General features: G+C 69.8%; 17 protein-coding genes. 11 read left to right on the forward strand and 6 right to left on the reverse strand.

Annotated elements, in window-relative coordinates; translation table 11 throughout:
• The first annotated feature begins 27 nt into the window (after nucleotides 1–27).
• Nucleotides 28–2,625, forward strand: coding sequence for a DNA polymerase III subunit gamma and tau (locus tag ACIBO2_RS19705; RefSeq protein ID WP_397298251.1), 2,598 nt, complete (start codon nucleotides 28–30; stop codon nucleotides 2,623–2,625).
• Between the two features lie 104 nt (nucleotides 2,626–2,729).
• Here the strand turns inward: ACIBO2_RS19705 and ACIBO2_RS19710 are convergent, their stop codons facing one another.
• Nucleotides 2,730–4,031 carry a helix-turn-helix domain-containing protein gene (locus tag ACIBO2_RS19710; protein WP_358534487.1) on the reverse strand — a complete coding sequence of 434 codons (1,302 nt, stop codon included), beginning with the start codon at nucleotides 4,029–4,031 and terminating at the stop codon, nucleotides 2,730–2,732.
• Nucleotides 4,032–4,429: 398 nt separating this feature from the next.
• On the opposite strand from ACIBO2_RS19710, the gene ACIBO2_RS19715 reads away from it, so the two are divergent.
• The 5 genes from ACIBO2_RS19715 to ACIBO2_RS19735 all read left to right on the forward strand — a co-directional run bounded on the left by ACIBO2_RS19715 (nucleotide 4,430) and on the right by ACIBO2_RS19735 (nucleotide 8,320).
• Nucleotides 4,430–4,780 carry a YbaB/EbfC family nucleoid-associated protein gene (locus tag ACIBO2_RS19715; protein WP_225302239.1) on the forward strand — a complete coding sequence of 117 codons (351 nt, stop codon included), beginning with the start codon at nucleotides 4,430–4,432 and terminating at the stop codon, nucleotides 4,778–4,780.
• A 3-nt stretch (nucleotides 4,781–4,783) separates the two neighbouring features.
• Complete coding sequence (gene recR / locus ACIBO2_RS19720) at nucleotides 4,784–5,383, forward strand: recombination mediator RecR (protein WP_225302238.1); 600 nt, start codon at nucleotides 4,784–4,786, stop codon at nucleotides 5,381–5,383.
• Nucleotides 5,376–5,906 (forward strand): DUF5063 domain-containing protein, encoded by a 531-nt coding sequence (locus ACIBO2_RS19725; RefSeq protein ID WP_397298254.1) that lies wholly within the window; start codon nucleotides 5,376–5,378, stop codon nucleotides 5,904–5,906. Before recR ends, ACIBO2_RS19725 begins: the two co-directional genes overlap by 8 nt.
• A gap of 84 nt (nucleotides 5,907–5,990) precedes the next feature.
• Nucleotides 5,991–7,265 carry an aspartate kinase gene (locus ACIBO2_RS19730; protein ID WP_357937866.1) on the forward strand — a complete coding sequence of 425 codons (1,275 nt, stop codon included), beginning with the start codon at nucleotides 5,991–5,993 and terminating at the stop codon, nucleotides 7,263–7,265.
• A complete protein-coding gene (locus ACIBO2_RS19735; protein ID WP_357937863.1) occupies nucleotides 7,262–8,320 on the forward strand; it encodes an aspartate-semialdehyde dehydrogenase in 1,059 nt (352 codons plus the stop codon). Before ACIBO2_RS19730 ends, ACIBO2_RS19735 begins: the two co-directional genes overlap by 4 nt.
• 159 nt (nucleotides 8,321–8,479) lie before the next feature.
• Here ACIBO2_RS19735 and ACIBO2_RS19740 read toward each other — a convergent pair whose 3' ends face one another.
• On the reverse strand, nucleotides 8,480–9,574 hold the full coding sequence (locus ACIBO2_RS19740; RefSeq protein ID WP_397298257.1) for a hypothetical protein: 1,095 nt from the start codon (nucleotides 9,572–9,574) through the stop codon (nucleotides 8,480–8,482).
• A 347-nt stretch (nucleotides 9,575–9,921) separates the two neighbouring features.
• Here ACIBO2_RS19740 and ACIBO2_RS19745 point away from each other — a divergent pair, with 347 nt between their 5' ends.
• The 4 genes from ACIBO2_RS19745 to ACIBO2_RS19760 all read left to right on the forward strand — a co-directional run bounded on the left by ACIBO2_RS19745 (nucleotide 9,922) and on the right by ACIBO2_RS19760 (nucleotide 13,767).
• On the forward strand, nucleotides 9,922–10,590 hold the full coding sequence (locus tag ACIBO2_RS19745) for a TetR family transcriptional regulator (RefSeq protein ID WP_357937857.1): 669 nt from the start codon (nucleotides 9,922–9,924) through the stop codon (nucleotides 10,588–10,590).
• A 181-nt stretch (nucleotides 10,591–10,771) separates the two neighbouring features.
• A complete protein-coding gene (locus tag ACIBO2_RS19750) occupies nucleotides 10,772–11,728 on the forward strand; it encodes an LLM class F420-dependent oxidoreductase (protein ID WP_358534493.1) in 957 nt (318 codons plus the stop codon).
• 99 nt (nucleotides 11,729–11,827) lie between these two features.
• Nucleotides 11,828–13,246: an amidase gene (locus ACIBO2_RS19755; RefSeq protein ID WP_397298259.1), complete on the forward strand. Its 1,419-nt coding sequence runs from the start codon at nucleotides 11,828–11,830 to the stop codon at nucleotides 13,244–13,246.
• A gap of 134 nt (nucleotides 13,247–13,380) precedes the next feature.
• Nucleotides 13,381–13,767 carry a YkvA family protein gene (locus tag ACIBO2_RS19760; RefSeq protein WP_358534496.1) on the forward strand — a complete coding sequence of 129 codons (387 nt, stop codon included), beginning with the start codon at nucleotides 13,381–13,383 and terminating at the stop codon, nucleotides 13,765–13,767.
• Here the strand turns inward: ACIBO2_RS19760 and ACIBO2_RS19765 are convergent.
• The 3 genes from ACIBO2_RS19765 to ACIBO2_RS19775 all read right to left on the reverse strand — a co-directional run bounded on the left by ACIBO2_RS19765 (nucleotide 13,764) and on the right by ACIBO2_RS19775 (nucleotide 16,668).
• Nucleotides 13,764–14,960 carry an amidohydrolase family protein gene (locus ACIBO2_RS19765; protein ID WP_357937844.1) on the reverse strand — a complete coding sequence of 399 codons (1,197 nt, stop codon included), beginning with the start codon at nucleotides 14,958–14,960 and terminating at the stop codon, nucleotides 13,764–13,766. The genes ACIBO2_RS19760 and ACIBO2_RS19765 overlap by 4 nt on opposite strands.
• Before the next feature lie 162 nt (nucleotides 14,961–15,122).
• Nucleotides 15,123–15,872, reverse strand: a complete 750-nt coding sequence (locus ACIBO2_RS19770; RefSeq protein ID WP_358534497.1) for a tyrosine-protein phosphatase — start codon at nucleotides 15,870–15,872, stop codon at nucleotides 15,123–15,125.
• A 10-nt stretch (nucleotides 15,873–15,882) separates the two neighbouring features.
• A complete protein-coding gene (locus ACIBO2_RS19775; protein WP_397298262.1) occupies nucleotides 15,883–16,668 on the reverse strand; it encodes an SURF1 family protein in 786 nt (261 codons plus the stop codon).
• 164 nt (nucleotides 16,669–16,832) lie between these two features.
• Here ACIBO2_RS19775 and ACIBO2_RS19780 point away from each other — a divergent pair, with 164 nt between their 5' ends.
• A complete protein-coding gene (locus ACIBO2_RS19780; protein ID WP_358534499.1) occupies nucleotides 16,833–17,492 on the forward strand; it encodes a VC0807 family protein in 660 nt (219 codons plus the stop codon).
• On the opposite strand, the gene ACIBO2_RS19785 is transcribed toward ACIBO2_RS19780, so the two are convergent.
• Nucleotides 17,489–17,956, reverse strand: coding sequence for a helix-turn-helix domain-containing protein (locus ACIBO2_RS19785; RefSeq protein ID WP_358534501.1), 468 nt, complete (start codon nucleotides 17,954–17,956; stop codon nucleotides 17,489–17,491). The two genes, ACIBO2_RS19780 and ACIBO2_RS19785, sit on opposite strands and share 4 nt — an antisense overlap.
• Nucleotides 17,957–17,965 lie beyond the last annotated feature (9 nt).

The raw sequence follows: 17,965 nt of genomic DNA on the forward strand, positions 1-17,965 counted from the left end.
GAGCCCCCTCGCAGGCGGGATGGTCGCATGAGCCTTGCGCTTTATCGCAGGTACCGACCTGGGACCTTCGCCGAGGTCAAGGGTCAGGAGCACGTCACAGATCCGCTCCGACAGGCGCTGCGCACGGGCCGTATCAACCACGCCTACCTCTTCAGCGGGCCGCGCGGCTGCGGCAAGACCTCCAGCGCCCGCATCCTGGCGCGTTCGCTCAACTGTGAGAAGGGCCCCACCCCCGACCCGTGCGGCGTCTGCGAGTCGTGTGTCGCGCTCGCCCCCACCGGTCCGGGTCACCTCGACGTCATCGAGATCGACGCCGCCTCACACGGTGGCGTGGACGACGCGCGTGACCTGCGCGAGCGGGCCTTCTTCGCGCCCGTCTCCGCGCGCTACAAGATCTACATCATCGACGAGGCGCACATGGTGACCCGCGAGGGTTTCAACGCGCTGCTCAAGCTCGTCGAGGAGCCTCCGCCGCACCTGAAGTTCATTTTCGCGACCACCGAGCCGGAAAAGGTCATCGGGACCATCAAGTCGCGGACCCACCACTATCCCTTCCGGCTGATGCCGCCGGCGACGCTGCGCGCGCTGCTCGAAGAGATTCTGGTCGCGGAGAACGTTCCGTTCGAGCCGACCGCCCTGCCGCTCGTCGTACGCGCTGGAGCCGGGTCCGCGCGTGACTCGCTGTCCATCCTCGACCAGTTGCTCGCCGGGGCCGAGGACGACGGCATCACCTACGCCAAGGCCGTCTCGCTGCTCGGCTACACCGATGGTGACCTGCTCGACGAGGTCGTCCAGGCGTTCGCCTCCCGTGACGGGGCGCAGGTCTTCCACACCGTCAACCGGGTCATCGAGGGCGGCCACGATCCGCGCCGATTCGCCTCCGACCTGCTCGAACGCTTCCGCGACCTGGTGATCCTGGCGAACGTCCCCGAGGCCGCCAGCAGCGGCCTGCTCGATCGTCCGGCCGACGAGCTGGAGCGCCTCGTCCAGCAGGCCGGCTCCATGGGGCCGGCCGAGCTCACGCGGGCCGCCGAGATCTTCAACGCCGGCCTCACCGAGATGCGCGGCGCGACCTCGCCGCGGCTTCTGCTTGAGTTGATGTGCGCTCGCGTTCTGCTGCCCGGCGCGTCGCAGGGTGAGGACGCCCTGCTCGCCCGCCTCGAACGCCTCGAACGCGGCGGCGCCGTCGCCCAGATGGCCGCCCGGGCAGCATCTACTGCTGGTGGTGCCGCGCCTGGCGGTGGTGCTGTGCAGGCCAGTGGTCCGGCGCATGCAGGTGGTGCTACTTACGCGAGTGGTCCCGCGCAGGGTGGTGGGCCCGCGCATGCGGGTGGTGCCTCGTACGCGGGTGGTGTTCCGCAGGCTGGGGACGGCGCTCATGTTGATGGGGGCGCGCAGGCCGACCGTCCGGCGGTAGGTGGTGTGTTTGCGGGCCCAGGTTCCCAGGTGGGCAATGCCGACGACTGGCCGGAGCCGGCTCGCCCCGGTCGGCCCGCACAGTCAACTGCCGGATCCCAGGTAGCGTCGGCGCCCGGCGCCAGTGCCCAGGGGCCGTCGTCGCACGCGGCCCCGCCTCAGGGCCCGTCGGCCCAAGGCCAGGCGTCCCACGGGCAAGCGCCTCATGGGCAGGCGTCCCAGGGGCAGGGGGCGGCGTCCCACCAGGGTGCGGCTCCAGTTGGTGGTGGTGCTGGGGCGGTCCAGCAGCAGTGGCCCGCCGTGTTGGCCGCGCTCAAGCGGCGCAGCATCGTCGTCTGGGCCAATGTGAGCACCAATGCCCAGGTGGTGGGCATCGAGGGCAATCTGCTCACGCTCGGCTTCGGTCAGGTCGGCGCGATGAAGAACTTCACAGGTGGCGGCAAGGATGCCGTGGTGGCCGGCGCGCTGGGCGATGTGTTCGGCGGCACCTGGCGGGTTGAGGCGGTCGTGGGCAACTCCCCGGTCCCCCAGGGCTCTGGGGGACCGCGGCCGGGGCCTCAGTCCGGTCCGCACACGGGTCCGCAGCCGGGCTCCCACACAGGACCGCACCAAGGCTCGCACGCGGGTTCGCAAGCGGATCCGTCGCAGTCGGGCGTTTCCCGGTACGACCAGCCGGGGTCTGCGACAGCCCCGCAGAGCGGTGCTCAGTCAGGGCACGGCCGTGCTCATTCGCCTGGCTCGTCGGACGACGGCTCCGGTTCTCAGGAGGCGGGCCAACCACCCGGACCAGCCGACCACGCCTCCCAGAACGGTGGCCGCGCGACGACGGACGAGTCCTGGCCGGACGCACCTGACGATCCGAGTCCCGGCTCTCCACCCACTCCGGACCCCACCGACTCGACTACCGGTGTCCGGCCCCAGGGCGCGGGACAAGCCGCGAGCGTGGGCGCGGGCAATGGCTCGCCCGGGACGGGACTGGCCGCCGCGAGGTCGGCCGCGAAGGCAGCCGCCCAGGCGGGTCCCAGGGCCCCCGCCTCCAGGCAGCAGGCAAGCTCCGCCGCCTGGCCCGAGGCCGTCCCCAACCGCCGGAAGGGCCCGGAGGCCGACGAGGTCGACCCGCTGAACGACGCCGACGCGGACGTGGACGCGCGCTCCGGCATGGCCCTCCTCCAGAGCGAGCTCGGCGCCCAGGTGATCGGCGAACTCTGAGACCTCGCCTCGGGTATGCGGTGAACCGGAGGTCTCAGGCGCGTAGGCGAACTCGGGCGGCGGCGGTTTCAGGCGGGGTCGGGCGGGGTCGGGCGGCGGCGGTTTCAGGCGCGTAGGCGGGCTTGGGCGGCGGCGGCGCGGTGGTCAGTCGCGGGGAGGGTGGTCGCGAGGCGCTGCAGGATCTCGAAGTCCTCCCGTCCGCCGGAGGTCTGCGCGTACGCCCACAAATCATCAGGTGAGCCGCGCAGCAGCAGGCACGTACGTACCTGGACCTCGAATTCGTCCCGTTCGCGGCGGATCTCAGGCGACTCCGAGCGCGGCAGCAGGGGGCCGGCGTAGACGCGGGCCAGTGAGGCGGGGTCCGAGCTCGCCAGCAGGCCCCGGAGTTCCAGGAAGTCGGCCTCTATAGGTGAGGTCAGACGGTACGGCCGGGCGCCGATCGTGTCGCCGAGCTCGGCGCGGAGGCGGTGGATCTCGACCCGGATCGTCACCGGATTGCCGTCGTCGCCGTACAGATGGAAAGAGAGCTGTTCGGCGTTGAGGCCGCCGGGGTGCAGGGCCAGGAGGGCGAGGATCTCGGCGTGCCGGAGGGAGAGTGGCAGGCGGTGCTCGCCCACCAGGGCGGTCGGCGAGCCTTCGCCGAGGAAGCCGTGCAGGCGGAGGCGGGTGGGGACGGGCGCTGGGGCGGACGCAGGGGGTGCGGCGCGCAGGAGGTAGCCCTCGGAGAAGGGTTCGAGGAGGACGAAACGGCCGTCCCGGAGGATCATGCGCTCGCCGGGGGCGGGCAGCGGGAGCCGTTCGCCGAGCGTGCCCAGCGGGTCTCCGGAGAGTACACGTCCGGTCGGGGAGAGCAGGATGCCCGAGTGGCCGCCCAGTGCCTCGTAGCGGCGGCGCAGGCGTTCGTCGCGTTCGTGCATGCGCAGGGCGAGCTGGGTCTCGGCGAGCTTGGCCGTGGCGCAGACCAGCGCGACCGTGGCCGGGTGCGGGGAGCGCGCGGTGCCGCTGATGTCGACGCAGCCGAGCACCCGGTCGGTGTCGGGGTCGATGATCGGGGCGGCGCTGCGTGACCGTACGTGCAGGATGCGCCTAAGGGGTCTGTCGGTGCAGGACTCGGTTCGGTCGGGTTCGGTGGCGACGCGCAGGACGCCAGGGTTGCCGTCACGCAGGACGCCAGGGTTGCCGTCGCGCCACAGAACCCTGCCGTCGGCGTCCGTCACGACCATCATGTGGGCGGATTCGTCGGCTATGTGGGCGAGTGACTGGGCGAGTAAGGGGAGCAGCGGCTGCAACGGGTGCACTTCGCGGAGGTCGTGGGCGTTCCCGATCTCGTGCGCGTTCTCCCGGTCGACGCTCATGACGTCGAGGCTCGTGTCCTGCGGGTCGATGCGCAGCTCTGTGGTGACCATCCCGTAGGGTCCCTCCGACGCCGCCTCCTCCATAACCGCCGCCGCGCGCGCCCCGCGAGAGTGCGCTTCCGGATGAGTGTGACACATGGGCCACTCCAAGTAGTCAACCCCTTACGGTGAGCATCCGCTTCGCGCTTGTCGGCCGCAACCGGTTCGGGGGGATTGCAAGGGGTGATTGAACGATCGCAACGCGTGTGCAACGTTGCCGCGGCTAGCGTGCGGCAACGCGTCGGCGTGGTGCGGCCGCTCCGGCCGACGTGTTGGCCGGGTCTCGGACACTGGAGGGGGGCCGGGATCCGGCCAAGGCGAAACGTTGGGGATGCCGCAGTACATGACGACGCCCAAACACCGTAGGCTCGTGGCAGTCAAGAACGCGGAGCCACGAGGAGCGCACGACGGTGAACCCAGGGGATGTCAACCTGCAGCAGCTGCTGGAGCAGGCACAGCTCATGCAGCAGCAGCTTGTGAGCGCCCAGCAGGAGCTCAACGACGCGCAGATCGAGGGCTCGGCCGGCGGCGGCATGGTCACAGCCGTGGTCAACGGCTCGGGAGAGCTGCTCGAGCTGAAGATCAACCCGAGCGTCATAGACGCCGACGACCCTCAGGACACGGCCGACACGATCGCCGACCTGGTGATCGCCGCCGTACGCGACGCCGTTCGCGCGGCGGCCGACCTGCAGCAGGAGAAACTGGGCCCGCTGGCCCAGGGACTCGGCGGCGGCGGTCTCGGACAGTTGCCAGGGTTCTAGGCCATGTACGAAGGGGTCGTCCAGAACCTGATCGACGAGCTCGGCATGCTGCCCGGCGTCGGTCCCAAGAGCGCGCAACGGATCGCGTTCCACCTGCTGGCGGCCGACCCGGCCGACGTGAAGCGGCTGGCCCACGCCCTGCTGGAGGTCAAGGAGAAGGTCAGGTTCTGCCGGGTCTGCGGCAACGTGGCCGCCGAGGAGGAGTGCCGCATCTGCCGCGACCAGCGGCGCGACACTCATGTGATCTGCGTGGTCGAGGAGTCCAAGGACGTCGTCGCGATCGAGAAGACGCGCGAGTTCCGCGGGACCTATCACGTGCTCGGCGGCGCGATCAGCCCGATCGACGGCGTCGGCCCTGACGATCTGCGTATCCGGGAGCTCATGACGCGCCTGGCCGACGGCCGGGTCACGGAGCTCATCCTCGCCACGGACCCCAATCTCGAGGGGGAGGCGACGGCTACCTACCTTGCCCGTCTGGTCAAGCCGATGGGTCTGAAAGTGACACGACTGGCCAGCGGTCTGCCTGTGGGCGGTGACCTCGAGTACGCCGACGAGGTGACCTTGGGCCGCGCGTTCGAAGGACGGAGGCTGCTGGATGTCTGACCAGTGGAGCGCGCTGGCGGAGGAGATCGCCGCTCACGCGCAGAACTATGTGGACGGCCTGACCAGGGTCGCCGGCGGCGAGGGCGGCGACGCCATCTGGTCGCTACTGCTGGTCGAAGTGGCGCAGGTAAGTCTCGCGGGCGCCAAGCTCGGCGCCAACGAGGATGTGATCCTCTCGGGCAACTACGAGCCGCCGCTGAGTGAGGATCCCGACATCGACGGCGTACGCACCGCGATGTCGGAGTTGCTGGAGGCGGTCGACGACTACGCCGAGGTGTTCGACCCGTACAAGGACACGGGTGTCACCCCATACCGGCTCTCCGACGACCTGACGGCGGTCGCCGCCGACCTCATCCACGGGCTGCGGCATTTTCAGGCCGGGCGGCCGCACGAGGCGCTGTGGTGGTGGCAATACTCCTATTTCAATACGTGGGGCAACCACGCGGGCGCGGCCATGAGGGCACTTCAGGCACTCGCCGCCCATTCGCGGCTCGACGTGGCGGAGGAAGCCACGACGGCGTGATCATCCACATAGTGGTATGAACCATCAGGTCCATGAGAGGCCCCCAGTAGACTGGCAGCTCACAGTCCGAACCGGGAGACTCTCGTGGCGCTCGTTGTGCAAAAGTACGGTGGTTCGTCCGTCGCCGACGCGTCCTGCATCAAGCGGGTCGCGCAGCGGATCGTAGCGACGAAAAAAGCCGGCAACGACGTGGTCGTGATCGTCTCCGCGATGGGTGACACGACGGACGAGCTGCTCGACCTGGCCGAGCAGGTGTCGCCGCTGCCTCCGGGCCGCGAGCTCGACATGCTGCTGACCTCCGGCGAGCGCATCTCGATGGCCCTGTTGGCGATGGCGATCGCCAACCTGGGGCACGAGGCCCGTTCGTTCACCGGCTCGCAGGCGGGTGTGATCACCGACTCCACGCACGGCAAGGCGCGCATCATCGACGTGACGCCGAGCCGCATCCGTGAGGCGCTCGACCGGGGCCACATCGCGATCGTGGCCGGGTTCCAGGGCGTCTCGCAGGACACCAAGGACATCACCACGTTGGGCCGCGGCGGCTCCGACACGACCGCCGTGGCGCTGGCCGCCGCGCTGAGCGCGGATGTCTGCGAGATCTACACCGACGTCGACGGCATCTTCACCGCAGACCCCCGCATCGTGGGCGCGGCACAGCAGATCCCCAAGATCTCCTATGACGAGATGATGGAGATGGCTGCCTGCGGTGCGAAGATCCTGCACCTGCGCTGCGTCGAGTACGCTCGGCGCTTCCATGTGCCGATCCACGTACGCAGTTCGTTCAGCACCAAAGAAGGCACCTGGGTCGTTTCTGATCCTTACAGCGAAGGAACCGAGATGGAGCAGCCGATCATCTCCGGCGTCGCGCACGACCGGAGCGAGGCCAAGATCACCGTTGTCGGGGTTCCCGACAAGGTCGGCGAGGCTGCCGCGATCTTCAAAACTCTGGCGGACGCCGGGATCAACATTGACATGATCGTGCAGAACGTCTCGGCCGCGGCCACGGGCCGCACCGACATCTCCTTCACGCTGCCCACGACCGACAGCTCGACGGCTCTGACGGCGTTGAAGAAGATCCAGGGTGACATCGCCTACGAGTCGCTGCTCTTCGACGACCAGATCGGGAAGGTGTCGCTGATCGGGGCGGGCATGCGCTCGCATCCGGGCGTCACGGCGACGTTCTTCGCGGCTCTCGCCGACGCGGGGGTCAACATCGAGATGATCTCCACCTCGGAGATCCGCATCTCGGTGATCGTCGGGCAGGACGGTGTGGACACGGCCGTGGCGGCCGCGCACCGGGCCTTCGATCTCGACGCGGACCAGGTCTCAGCAGTGGTGTACGGAGGTTCAGGACGATGAGCAGGCCCAATCTGGCGTTGATCGGCGCGACCGGGGCCGTGGGCACCGTCATGCGCGACCTGGTCTCCACCCGCGCCGACATCTGGGGCGAGGTACGCCTCGTCGCCTCAGCGCGTTCGGCCGGCAAGCTGCTCCGGGTGCGCGGCGAGGACGTCGTCGTGCAGGCCCTGGCGCCCGAGGTGTTCGACGGCATCGACATCGCCATCTTCGACGTACCCGACGAGGTGTCGGCCGTGTGGGTGCCGATCGCGGCCGAGCGTGGCGCCATCGCGATCGACAAGTCGGGCACGTTCCGCATGGAGCCCGACGTCCCGCTGGTCGTGCCGGAGGTCAACCCGCTCGACGCCCGGCTGCGGCCGCGCAACATCATCTCGACCCCCAACTGCACCACGCTGTCGATGATGGCGGCCATGGGCGCGCTGCACGCCGAATACGTGCTCAAGGAGCTCGTCGTCGCCTCCTACCAGGCCGTTTCCGGCGCGGGCGTGGCCGGTTCCGCGCGGCTGTACGACGAGGTCGAGGCGCTGGCCGGTGACCGGTCGATCGGCCAGGTGGCGGGCGACGTACGCAAGGTGCTGGGCAACAAGCTGCCCGAGGAGTCGCCGTTCCCGGCGCCGATCGCGTTCAACGTGGTGCCGTGGGCGGGCTCGTACAAGGAGGGTGGCTGGGCCTCCGAGGAGCTCAAGCTGCGCAACGAGTCGCGCAAGATCCTCGGCATCCCCGACCTGAAGGTCTCCGCGACCTGTGTCCGGGTGCCGGTGATCACCACGCATTCGCTGGCGGTGCACGCGCGGTTCGAGCGCGACATCACGGTGGCGGACGCGCACCGGGTGCTGGAGGCGGCGCCGACGGTGGTGCTGATGGACGACCCGGCCAACGGGGTCTACCCGACGCCGATCGACGTCGTGGGCACCGACCCGACCTATGTCGGGCGGATCCGGCAGGCGGTGGACTTCCCCAACACGCTGGATCTGTTCGTGTGTGGTGACAACCTGCGCAAGGGTGCGGCGCTCAACGCCGCTGAGATCGCCGAGCTGGTGGCGAGCGAGCTGTAGTCGCTCGTCCGCGAGTTGTAGTCGCCCCTCGTGAGGTTTGGTCGCTTCTCCGGGGCTCCCGGTAGGCGGCGCGTCGTGCGGGTTCGCACGGCGCGCCGCCGTCTGGGCCGCTGGCCCTGTCATCTGGGCGTATCACGAAGCCGTGTCACCAGGGCCGTGTCACCGGAACAAGATGTCCCAGTGGTCCACCTCGTCGGCGAAGACCGTGCCCGAGGGTGCTCGGTAGAGGGCGGCCCCGTCGCCCCGGATGCCGGACTTATCGTGATTTTTGGTGATGTATCGGTCGATACATGGGTTATGGGTGATGTCCAGCTTGTAGCCGTTTCCGTGGCTGTACGGGCCCGGAGCGTGGCCTGCTTCGGTGCCGCCGGTGACCAGGACGGGGCAGCCGCTCTGGCGCTTGATGCCGATCACCCGCGAGATGGTCGAGGTGCGGACGTCCTCCAGAGATGTGCAGCGGTACACCTGCTTGCTCGTGCAGTGTCCCGACGAATGCGTACGCAGGCCCTCATCACGCAGCCAGTCGGCGGCCAGCGCGTGGGACATGTGTACGGTCGCGTACCTGGGCTTGACGCGGGCCAGGTCCACGTCGGCCTTCTGCGACTTGCCGGCTTTCTGGAGTTTGGCGGCGTTCCGTATGGTGGCGTCGCCCGGCTTCCGCGGGGTGGCGGCGCCGGGTTTTCGCATGGTGTCGGCCTGGAGCTTCCGCATGGTCACGGCGGCCGGGTGAGGCGCGGACGACAGGGGGCGCGTCGCGGTAGTGGACACCTCGGCCGGTGAGGCCGACGAGTCGGGTCGCAGAGCGACTGGTGCGGCATCCTGTGACATCGTCGGCGGGTTGGCCACGTCGCGGTCGCGTACGGCCCTCTCTGGGCCGTTTACGGGCGTCTCTGGCCCGCTCGCGTCCCTCTCCGGGTCCCGCACGAGCACATCCCGGTTCCGCACAAGCGCATCCCTGTCCAGTACGACCGCGTCCGGACGACGTATGACCGCGTCCGGGCGACGTACCATCGCGTCCGGCCGACGTACGACCGCCGCCACCGTCTCCAGGCCGCCGGTCGCCGTTCCCGGGTCCCGCAGGAGCGCGGCCGGGCCGTTCTCGTTCGCGAGCGGGCCGAAGGTGATCGGTTCTGGGACCGACGACTCCGGCACGCCCGCGAGCGTGTCAGGGTCGCGCCCGATCGACTTCTGGCCGTGGGCGGAGGGGCCCCCGCGGTTCGGGGCGGGGTCCCGGCCGAAGTCGGCCGGATCCACCGAAGGGTGCCAGCGGCGCGCCTCGATCGTCCCCCCGATGTGGTAGGACCGAGTGATCGGTGATGGTGTCTGCCGCGGCGCCCTGCCGGGTGCTTGGGAAGCGGCGGAAGCGGCCGACGCCAGCGCGATTATGGAGATCTCAATGTTGAGGAATACGACCGCTACCAGCCGTACTGTTCCACGTATCCACATGTCGATGCCTTTTCGCGGAATAGCCCTTCCGCCAGAAACATCAATCCCATCCTTCGCAGGAGCTAACCCCTATCTCACCGGGATTTTTGCCCTGTGGTGGCGATCACCGTGATCCTTCCTGACCTAACGCACGACTACCACGTAAAGTGACGAACGTGTCCGAAGCCCGAAACCGAGGACCGGAGAGCACCCGGGAAGTCATTGTCGAGACGGCTTTGCGGCTGTTCCGGGAACGCGGCTTCGATGCGACGACGATGCGGGCCATCGCGGCCGAGGCCGGTGTATCCGTCGGTAACGCCTACTACTACTTCGAAAGCAAGGAGGCGTTGATCCAGGCGTACTACGACCGCGCCCAGGCCGAGCACGAGGCGGCCTGCCGTGAGCTGCTGGCCACGGAGTCGTCGTTCGCCGCCCGGCTGAGCGGGGTGCTGCGCGAGTGGGTACGGGTCTCGGAGCCCTATCACGAGTTCGCGGTGAAGTTCTTCAAGCATGCCGCCGAGCCCACGAACCCGCTGAGCCCGTTCAGCGCCCAGTCCTCGCCGGCCCGTGAGGCGTCGATCGACATCTACCGGCAGGTGGTCGAGGGGGCGCGCGACCGGATGAACTCCGAGCTGCGCGAAGAGCTGCCGGAGCTGCTGTGGCTGCTGTCGATGGGCATGGTGCTGTTCTGGGTGCACGACACCTCGCCCGGCTGTGACCGTACGCATCGCCTGATCGACGTGACGGTCCCGCTGGTGGACCGGCTCGTCGGCCTGTCGCACCTGCCGGGGCTGCGGGGGATCACGAAGGACTTCATCGCGGCGGTCCACGAGCTGCGCGCCTGACCCGACAAAAGCCCGCCAAAACGTCCGGCAAGACGACGCCCGCCAAAACGTCCGGCAAGGCGGCTGAGTGCGCGGCGGGTCAGTGTGCTCAGGGCGGCGACTACATACCGGTCGGTTGGTATGGTCGGCCTACCTGACATTGACGCCTGATCCCCCCGCGAGGGGCAAGCTGGAGGCCGCGATGACTCAGAACTGGGGCATGACGATCCCGTTCACCGACCGTTCACTGGCGGACTCACAGGAGCTGATCGCGGAGCTGCCCGCCCTCGGCTACACCGACGCGTGGTCGGCCGAGGTCAACGGCGTCGACGGGTTCGTGCCGCTGGCCATGGCCGCGCAGTGGGCGCCGGGGATCCGGCTCGGCAGCGCGATCGTGCCGGTGTTCACGCGCGGCCCGGCGCTGCTCGCGATGCAGGCCGCCACGCTGGCCGACCTGGCGCCCGGCCGGTTCCTGCTCGGCATCGGCTCCTCCTCCCCGGCGATCGTGGAGCGCTGGAACGCGGTCGAGTTCGCCAAGCCGTACGCGCGGACCCGCGACACCCTGCGCTTTCTCAAGGAGGCGCTGACGGGGGAGAAGGTGTCGCAGCGGTACGAGACGTTCGAGATCAAGGGATTCAAGCTGGACCGGGCGCCGAAGATCCCGCCGAAGGTCGTGCTGGCGGCGTTGCGGCCCCGGATGCTGCGCCTGGCCGCTGAGGAGGCGGACGGCGCGATCACCAACTGGCTCTCGCCCGAGGACGTACGGAAGGTGCGCGCCGAGATCGGTGACACCGAGCTCATCGCCCGCCTGTTCGTCTGCGTGAGCGAGGACACCGACAAGGTACGCGCGCTGGCCCGCTGGATGCTGGCCGCCTACCTCACCGTGCCGGCCTACGCCGCCTTCCACGACTGGCTCGGCCGGGGCGAGGTGCTGCGGCCCATGCACGAGGCGTGGGCGGCCGGCGACCGCCAGGCCGCGCTCAAGGCGATCCCGGACGAGGTGGTCGACTCGCTGGTCGTGCACGGCGACGCCGCGACCTGCCGGGCCAGGATCCAGGAGTACATCGACAACGGCCTCGACACCCCCGTCCTCGCGCCCATCGCGGGTGGCGAGGTGACCATCACGCAGGCCGTCCGCGACCTGGCCCCCACGGCCTGACTGGGAGGAAGCGATGGCCGACGTGCTGAGATGTGACGCGACCGACCCGGCCGGGAGGATGCGACGGCGTGACGCGATCGACCAGTCCGGGAGGATGCGATGGACGACGTGCTGAGGTCTGACGCGATCGAGCAGGCCACGGCCGTCCGCGATGGGCGGGTGTCGCCGCGCGAGCTGGTCGAGGCGGCGATCACCGCGATCGAGGCGCACGACGGCGAGCTGAACGCGGTGATCCACCGCCGGTTCGAGCGGGCGCTGGCCGAGCTCGACGCCATCCCCGCCGACGCCCCCTTCCGCGGTGTGCCGATCCTGCTGAAGGACCTGGGCTGGCCGCAGGCGGGCGAGCCGTACAGCGCGGGTTCGCGGACGCTCGACGGCGTCGTGGTCAAGGAGGACGGATACGGTACGGCCCGGCTGCGGGCCGCGGGGTTCGTCGTGCTGGGCCGTACCAACACTCCCGAGTTCGGCAGCACGATCACCACCGAGCCCGTGGCGTACGGACCCACGTGCAACCCCTACGACCCGGCCTACTCCGCGGGCGGGTCGAGCGGCGGCTCGGCGGCGGCGGTCGCGGCCGGGATGGTGGCGCTGGCCACGGCCAGTGACGGCGGCGGCTCGATCCGCATCCCGGCGGCCCTGTGCGGGCTGGTGGGGCTCAAACCGACCCGTGGGCGCTCCAGCGCGGGCCCGTCGGCCGGCGAGGGGTGGAGCGGCTTCTCGTGCCCGGGATTCGTCAGCAGGAGCGTGCGCGACACCGCCGCGGCGCTCGACCTCGTGTCCGGCTACGTACAGGGCGACCCCTACGACGCCCCGCACCTGCCGCGGCCGCTCGCCGAGGAGGTCGGCGCGGACCCTGGACGGCTGCGCGTCGGCTTCGTCGCCACGCACCCGAGAGACGACGTGCCGGCGGTCGCCGAGCTGACCGAGGCGGTCGAGGGGGCCGCCGCCCTGCTGGCGGCGCTCGGCCACGACGTGGCCCCCGGCTGCCCCGACGCGCTCGGCGACCCGGACTTCCCCGCCCACTTCGGCGCCATCGTGGCGAACAACCTGGCCGCGGAGATCGAGAACGTCGGCGTCTGGCGCGGCAAGCCGGTCGAGCTGGAGGAACTGGAGCCGCGCAACGCCGCCATGGTCGGCGCCGGGCGCGGGCACGGCGCCGCCGCCCACATCCTGGCCACCCAGTGGATCGACGGGTTCCGCAGGCGGATGGCCGGGTGGTGGGCGTCGGGGTACGACCTGCTGCTGATGCCGTCGCTCGGCGTCGCGCCGTTCCCGCTCGGGTGGATCCCGCCGGACGACCTGAGCACCGCGTTCGGCAGGACCGCGCACGCGGTGTCCTACACCGCGCCGGTCAACGCGACAGGCCAGCCCTCGATCTCGCTGCCGCTGCACCGGAACGCGGCGGGCCTGCCCGTGGGCGTCCAGCTGGTGGCCGCGGCCGGGCGGGAGGACCTGCTGGTCAGGATCGCGGCACAGATCGAGGCCGCCCGGCCGTTCGAGCACGCCGCCCTGCGCTGATCGCCGAGAAGACCGAGAAGACCGAGAAGACCGAGAAGACCGAGAAGACCGAGGAGGCCGAACGCCGGGAGTTCGGGAACTCGGTTCCGGCCGTGACGCGTTATGTCGTGAGAGGCCCGGGTATGAGGAGCGACATGATGGCGAAGGCAGGACGGGCTGCGGCGGCCTGGCGTACATACCGCGAAGTGAGCAAGCCCGGCACGCCGGGCTTGATGGCCAGGTTACGAGCGATCCCGCGCATGATCGGCGCCGTGATGCGCGGTGAGTACGACGGCATGGGCAAGAGCAAGCTGGCGCTGATGGGGTTCGGCGTGATCTACATGATCTCGCCGATCGACCTGGTGCCGGACTTCCTCGTGCTCATCGGTGTCGTGGACGACTTCGGGGTCTTCCTCTGGCTGATCGCCTCGCTGCTCGGCGAGAGCGGTCGCTACGTGGACTGGGAGCGCACGGTCATCCAGGGCAGCGTCCAGGGCAAGCTCGACGACGGGCTTGGTCCCAAGCGACCGCGCCGCCGCTAGAACTCCTCCATCCGCAGCCAGGCTCGTGACGGCAGCGGGTGGCCGAACAACCGGGCGGCGTTGCCGTAGGCGACCCTGGCGATGTCGGCGGGCGGAAGCGTGCCGAGGTTCTGGGCCACCGCCTGCTGGGTGTCGGGCCAGGTCGAGTCGGAGTGCGGGTAGCCGCTCTCCTGAAGCACGTGGTCGAGGCCGACCGCCAGGCGCACCCCCGACAGGGAGTGGTCGTCGAGGGTGCCGAAGTAGAAGTTGCGGCGCAGCACCTCGCTGGGCTTGAGGCCGCCGTCCCACTGCGCCTCGCCCGCGACGGGGTGGTCCAGCGCGTAGTCGGCCCGCGCGGCCAGCATCGGCAGCCAGCCCACGCCGCCCTCCACGATGAGGATGCGCAGGTTGGGGTAGCGCAGCGGGAGCCCCGACCAGAGCCAGTCGGCGCAGGCGAACATCGCGCTGGTCGGCATGAGCGTGGTGATCGCCTCGATGGGCGTGTCGGGTGAGGGTACCGGCGACCAGCTGGAGCCACCGGTGTGCAGGCAGACGACGGTGCCGGTCTCCTCGCAGGCGGCGAAGAACGGGTCCCAGTGGCCGCTGTGGATCGACGGCAGCCGCAGCCGGGTCGGGAACTCGGGGAAGACCACGGCCTTGAAGCCGCGCGCCGCGTTGGCCCTGATCTCCTTGGCGGCGAGGTCGGGATCGGGCAGCCAGGGCAGTTGCAGGCCGATGATGCGCTCGGGGTAGGTGCCCGCCCAGACGTCGATGTGCCAGTCGTTCCACGCCTTGACCAGGGCGAGGCCGAGCTCCTGGTCGCGGGTCCTGGCGAACGGCATGCCCGACTGGCCGGCCAGCATGCCGGGGAAGCAGAGCGCCGCCCAGATGCCGGCCAGGTCCATGTCCTCGATGCGGGCCTCGATGTCGTGGCAGCCGGGGCGCATGTGCTCGAACCTGACCGGGTCGAGCGTCCATTGCTCGCGGGGCAGACCGGCGCCCACGTCGAGCCCGGCACACGGGTATGTGGCGCCGCCGTAGCGCCAGACTTGGTGACCGCCCTCCGTCTCCACGACCTTTGGCGCGACCTCGGCGTATTTCTCCGCGAGCCGGCCTTCGAAAAGGTCTGGCGGCTCGATCAGGTGATCGTCGGCGGAGATGATCACATAGTCGCGCCGCCTCGGATCCGGATCGGGGAGCAGCGGCGTAGTCACGCAGGTAACCGTACGACGGCCGCATAACGTCGAACAAGCTGCGACGTCTCCGTTGGGTATCCACTATGCCCGAGGACCCGGGATCGCCGGGAGGGGGATGTGGCGACCCCGGGCCATGAGGTCCGCTTTGCGAGGTTGCTGCTCTGCGAACCCCGGTGCCGCCTACCCACCGGAGATCGAATCAGTCCGGGACAGAAGACTATTCTGCAGCTCCTCGATGATCCCCGCGTCGACCTGCAAGACGTCCGTACAGTACTTCGCGACCGAGCCGTGCCGGGCGGTCAGATCGGTGAGGAACAACCGCATCGCCTCGGCCGGGGCCACCCCGAAACCGGGCCATCGGGTGGCGTTCGGATGCCGGCGCTGCCAGCTCGCGATGAAGCGCTCGGTGGCCAGGCCCGTTAACGCGTAATCGTCGATGATGTCCTCGTCCGCCACGCCGACGAGGCTCAGGATGAGCGCGGTGAGCAGCCCGGTGCGGTCCTTGCCCGCCGCGCAGTGCACGACCACGGGCGCGCTGCCGGACTGGGAGATCGTCTCGATGGCCGACCGGAGATTGTCGATCCCGTCCTCGGTCACCTCGAGGTAGCGGTCGGCGAGGTATCTCCCGACGCCCAGCCGGTCGTCGTAGGTGTTGACGTCCCAGCGGCGGCCCTCGATGGGCAGGTTGCGGTAGTCGAGCCCGTCGGATTCGGGCACCCGCCCGGTCCGCTCCACCTCGAAGGGATGGCGCAGGTCGATGACGGTCCGCACCTTGAGGGCCTGGAACGTGATGAGATCGTCTCCCGCCAGCCAGCCGAGTGAGTCGGCACGATAGAGCCGTTGCCACCGGACGGTTTGCCCGTCCTTTGCGGCATATCCACCTACGTCACGAAAGTTGTAGATACTTGCGAACTCTATGTGGCGGATCACCCTATCCAGCTTAATTGCTGGGCGCCCCGACTTCCTGGGCCGGCGCGTTCTCCGCGGCCTTCCTGTCGGCCACCTCGCGCCGGATGAGCAAGATCCAGCCGCCGATGGCCACGCCGATGAACAGCCACCACTGCACGCCGTAGGCGAGGTTGAGGCCGCCCCCGGCGCCCACGTCGGGCGCGGGCACCGGCGCGGGCGCGGCGGTCGCCGCCGGCTGCTGCTTCGTGAGCTCCACGTAACCGCCCATGAGCTGGTACGGCAGCGCCTTGCCGATCTTCCCGGTGTCGATGAGCAACACCTGACCGGGTGGTAGACCGGCGCGCTCCTTTACTCCGGCCGCCGCCTCGGTCTCGCTGAGACGTAGCCTCCCGGTGACAGTTACCTGACCCGTCGGTGGCGGCGGCACCTCAGGAGGCGCGTCGGCGCTCGCCCCGGCCTTCACCCATCCGCGGTTGACGAGCACGGCCTGACCCGGACCGGTGACCAGCGGGGTCAGCACGTAGAAGCCCAGCTGTCCCTCCTGTGGCCGCCTGCGCACCACCAGCGCGTGGGTGGTGTCGTAGCTCCCCGAGGCCGTGACCGTCCTGAACCGGTCGGCCTCCCGCGCCCCCTTGCCCACCAGGCTCTCCACGGGCACGGGACCGGCCGCCAGGTTCGCGGTGACCTGCGTGCTGTTGGCCGACCGCTCCTCGAAGCGCCCGAACTGCCACCGGCCCAGGAACACGAAGGCCGGGATCACCAGCAGCACCACGATGTGGAGCGAGATCCAGCGGGGCGTGAGAAGGAACCGGTACACCCCTCAAGGGTAGGCACCGGGGCCGGTGCTCCTTCACCTGGCTCGGTCTGCCGGAGCGTGACCTAATCGCAATCTGGTCGAAACACTTACCGAACGGCGCTTCATCGCGTACGGTCGGGATTCGTCCGATCAGCTCCCCCTCCAGAGAGCGCCTCCAAAGCCATATGACCGTGCTTGCCGCGCCGTCCGAGGCGCCCGCGTTCGAGCTGCCCCGGTTCGGCCGTCTGGTGCGCCACGCCGTGCCCCGTGTGTTCGAGGGCATGATCCTGCCCGTCGCCGTCTTCTACGTCGGGATGATCCTCTCCGGGATCACCGGCGGGATCGTGGTGGCCGTGGCCTGGGTGTACGGGGGTGTGGTCTGGCGGCTGGCCAGGCGCAGGGCGGTGCCGGGGGCGGTGCTGCTGGCCGCGGGCACGGTCACCGTCAGGGCGGTGCTGGCGTTGCTGTCCGGCAGCGCGGTGATCTTCTTCCTGCAGCCGACCCTGGGCGTCTTCTGCGCGAGCGCCGGGTTCCTGGCGACCGCCCGGCTGCGCCGGCCGCTGGCGCAGCGGGTGGCGGAGGACCTGGTGCCGCTGCCGGAGCACGTGATCGAGCGGCCGGTGATGCGGCGCTTCTTCGCCAGGCAGTCGCTGGTGTGGGGATGCGCGCAGTTCGGCAACGCCTCGCTCAGCCTCTGGCTGCTGCTCAGCCAGACGATCCAGACGTACCTCATCGTGCGCACCGCGGCCGTCGCGGTGCTGCTGTCGGGGGCGGCGCTGCTGACGCTGATCGACTTTCGCTGGTGCCTGCGCGCCCTCCAGCGCGACACTTCCGCTGGGATTTAGGCGGACTTCAGCTCGGCGCCTGAGCCGGGGAGCGCGGTCACCTCGCGGGGGCCCGCGACCTCGTGACCCTCGGCGCAGCGGAAGTGCTGCTCGATGGGCGCCCCGCAGTCGCGGTGGGTCAGCAGCACGGGTGGCCCCTCGTCGTCGGCCAGGTATTTGTCGCCCCAGTGCATGAGCGCCACGAGCAGGGGATAGAGGTCGCGCCCTTTGTCGGTCAGGCGGTATTCGTCACGCTGGCGCTGGCCGGGCTCGCGATAGGGCTCCTTGCGCAGCAGGCCCTCGTCGACCAGCCGCGCCAGTCGCGCGCTGAGCACCTGCCGGGGCGCGCCGGTGATCGCCTGCATGTCGGCGAACCGCCGGACGCCGCGGAACGCCTCGCGCAGCACCAGGAAGGTCCACTTCTCCCCAACGATGTCCAAGGTGCGCTCGATGGAGCAGTTGTTCACCTGGAATGCCACGTTCATGCGCCATAT

The organism is Nonomuraea sp. NPDC050022 (genome assembly GCF_044460705.1).
Classification (GTDB): domain Bacteria; phylum Actinomycetota; class Actinomycetes; order Streptosporangiales; family Streptosporangiaceae; genus Nonomuraea.

Bases quoted from the DNA above. Each gene is read 5' to 3' on its own strand.
- ACIBO2_RS19705 (WP_397298251.1), top strand. From the start codon at position 28: ATGAGCCTTGCGCTTTATCGCAGGTACCGACCTGGGACCTTCGCCGAG.
- ACIBO2_RS19710 (WP_358534487.1), bottom strand. From the start codon at position 4,031: ATGGTCACCACAGAGCTGCGCATCGACCCGCAGGACACGAGCCTCGAC.
- recR (WP_225302238.1), top strand. From the start codon at position 4,784: ATGTACGAAGGGGTCGTCCAGAACCTGATCGACGAGCTCGGCATGCTG.
- ACIBO2_RS19725 (WP_397298254.1), top strand. From the start codon at position 5,376: ATGTCTGACCAGTGGAGCGCGCTGGCGGAGGAGATCGCCGCTCACGCG.
- ACIBO2_RS19735 (WP_357937863.1), top strand. From the start codon at position 7,262: ATGAGCAGGCCCAATCTGGCGTTGATCGGCGCGACCGGGGCCGTGGGC.
- ACIBO2_RS19750 (WP_358534493.1), top strand. From the start codon at position 10,772: ATGACTCAGAACTGGGGCATGACGATCCCGTTCACCGACCGTTCACTG.
- ACIBO2_RS19755 (WP_397298259.1), top strand. From the start codon at position 11,828: ATGGACGACGTGCTGAGGTCTGACGCGATCGAGCAGGCCACGGCCGTC.
- ACIBO2_RS19760 (WP_358534496.1), top strand. From the start codon at position 13,381: ATGATGGCGAAGGCAGGACGGGCTGCGGCGGCCTGGCGTACATACCGC.
- ACIBO2_RS19780 (WP_358534499.1), top strand. From the start codon at position 16,833: ATGACCGTGCTTGCCGCGCCGTCCGAGGCGCCCGCGTTCGAGCTGCCC.
- ACIBO2_RS19785 (WP_358534501.1), bottom strand. From the start codon at position 17,956: ATGAACGTGGCATTCCAGGTGAACAACTGCTCCATCGAGCGCACCTTG.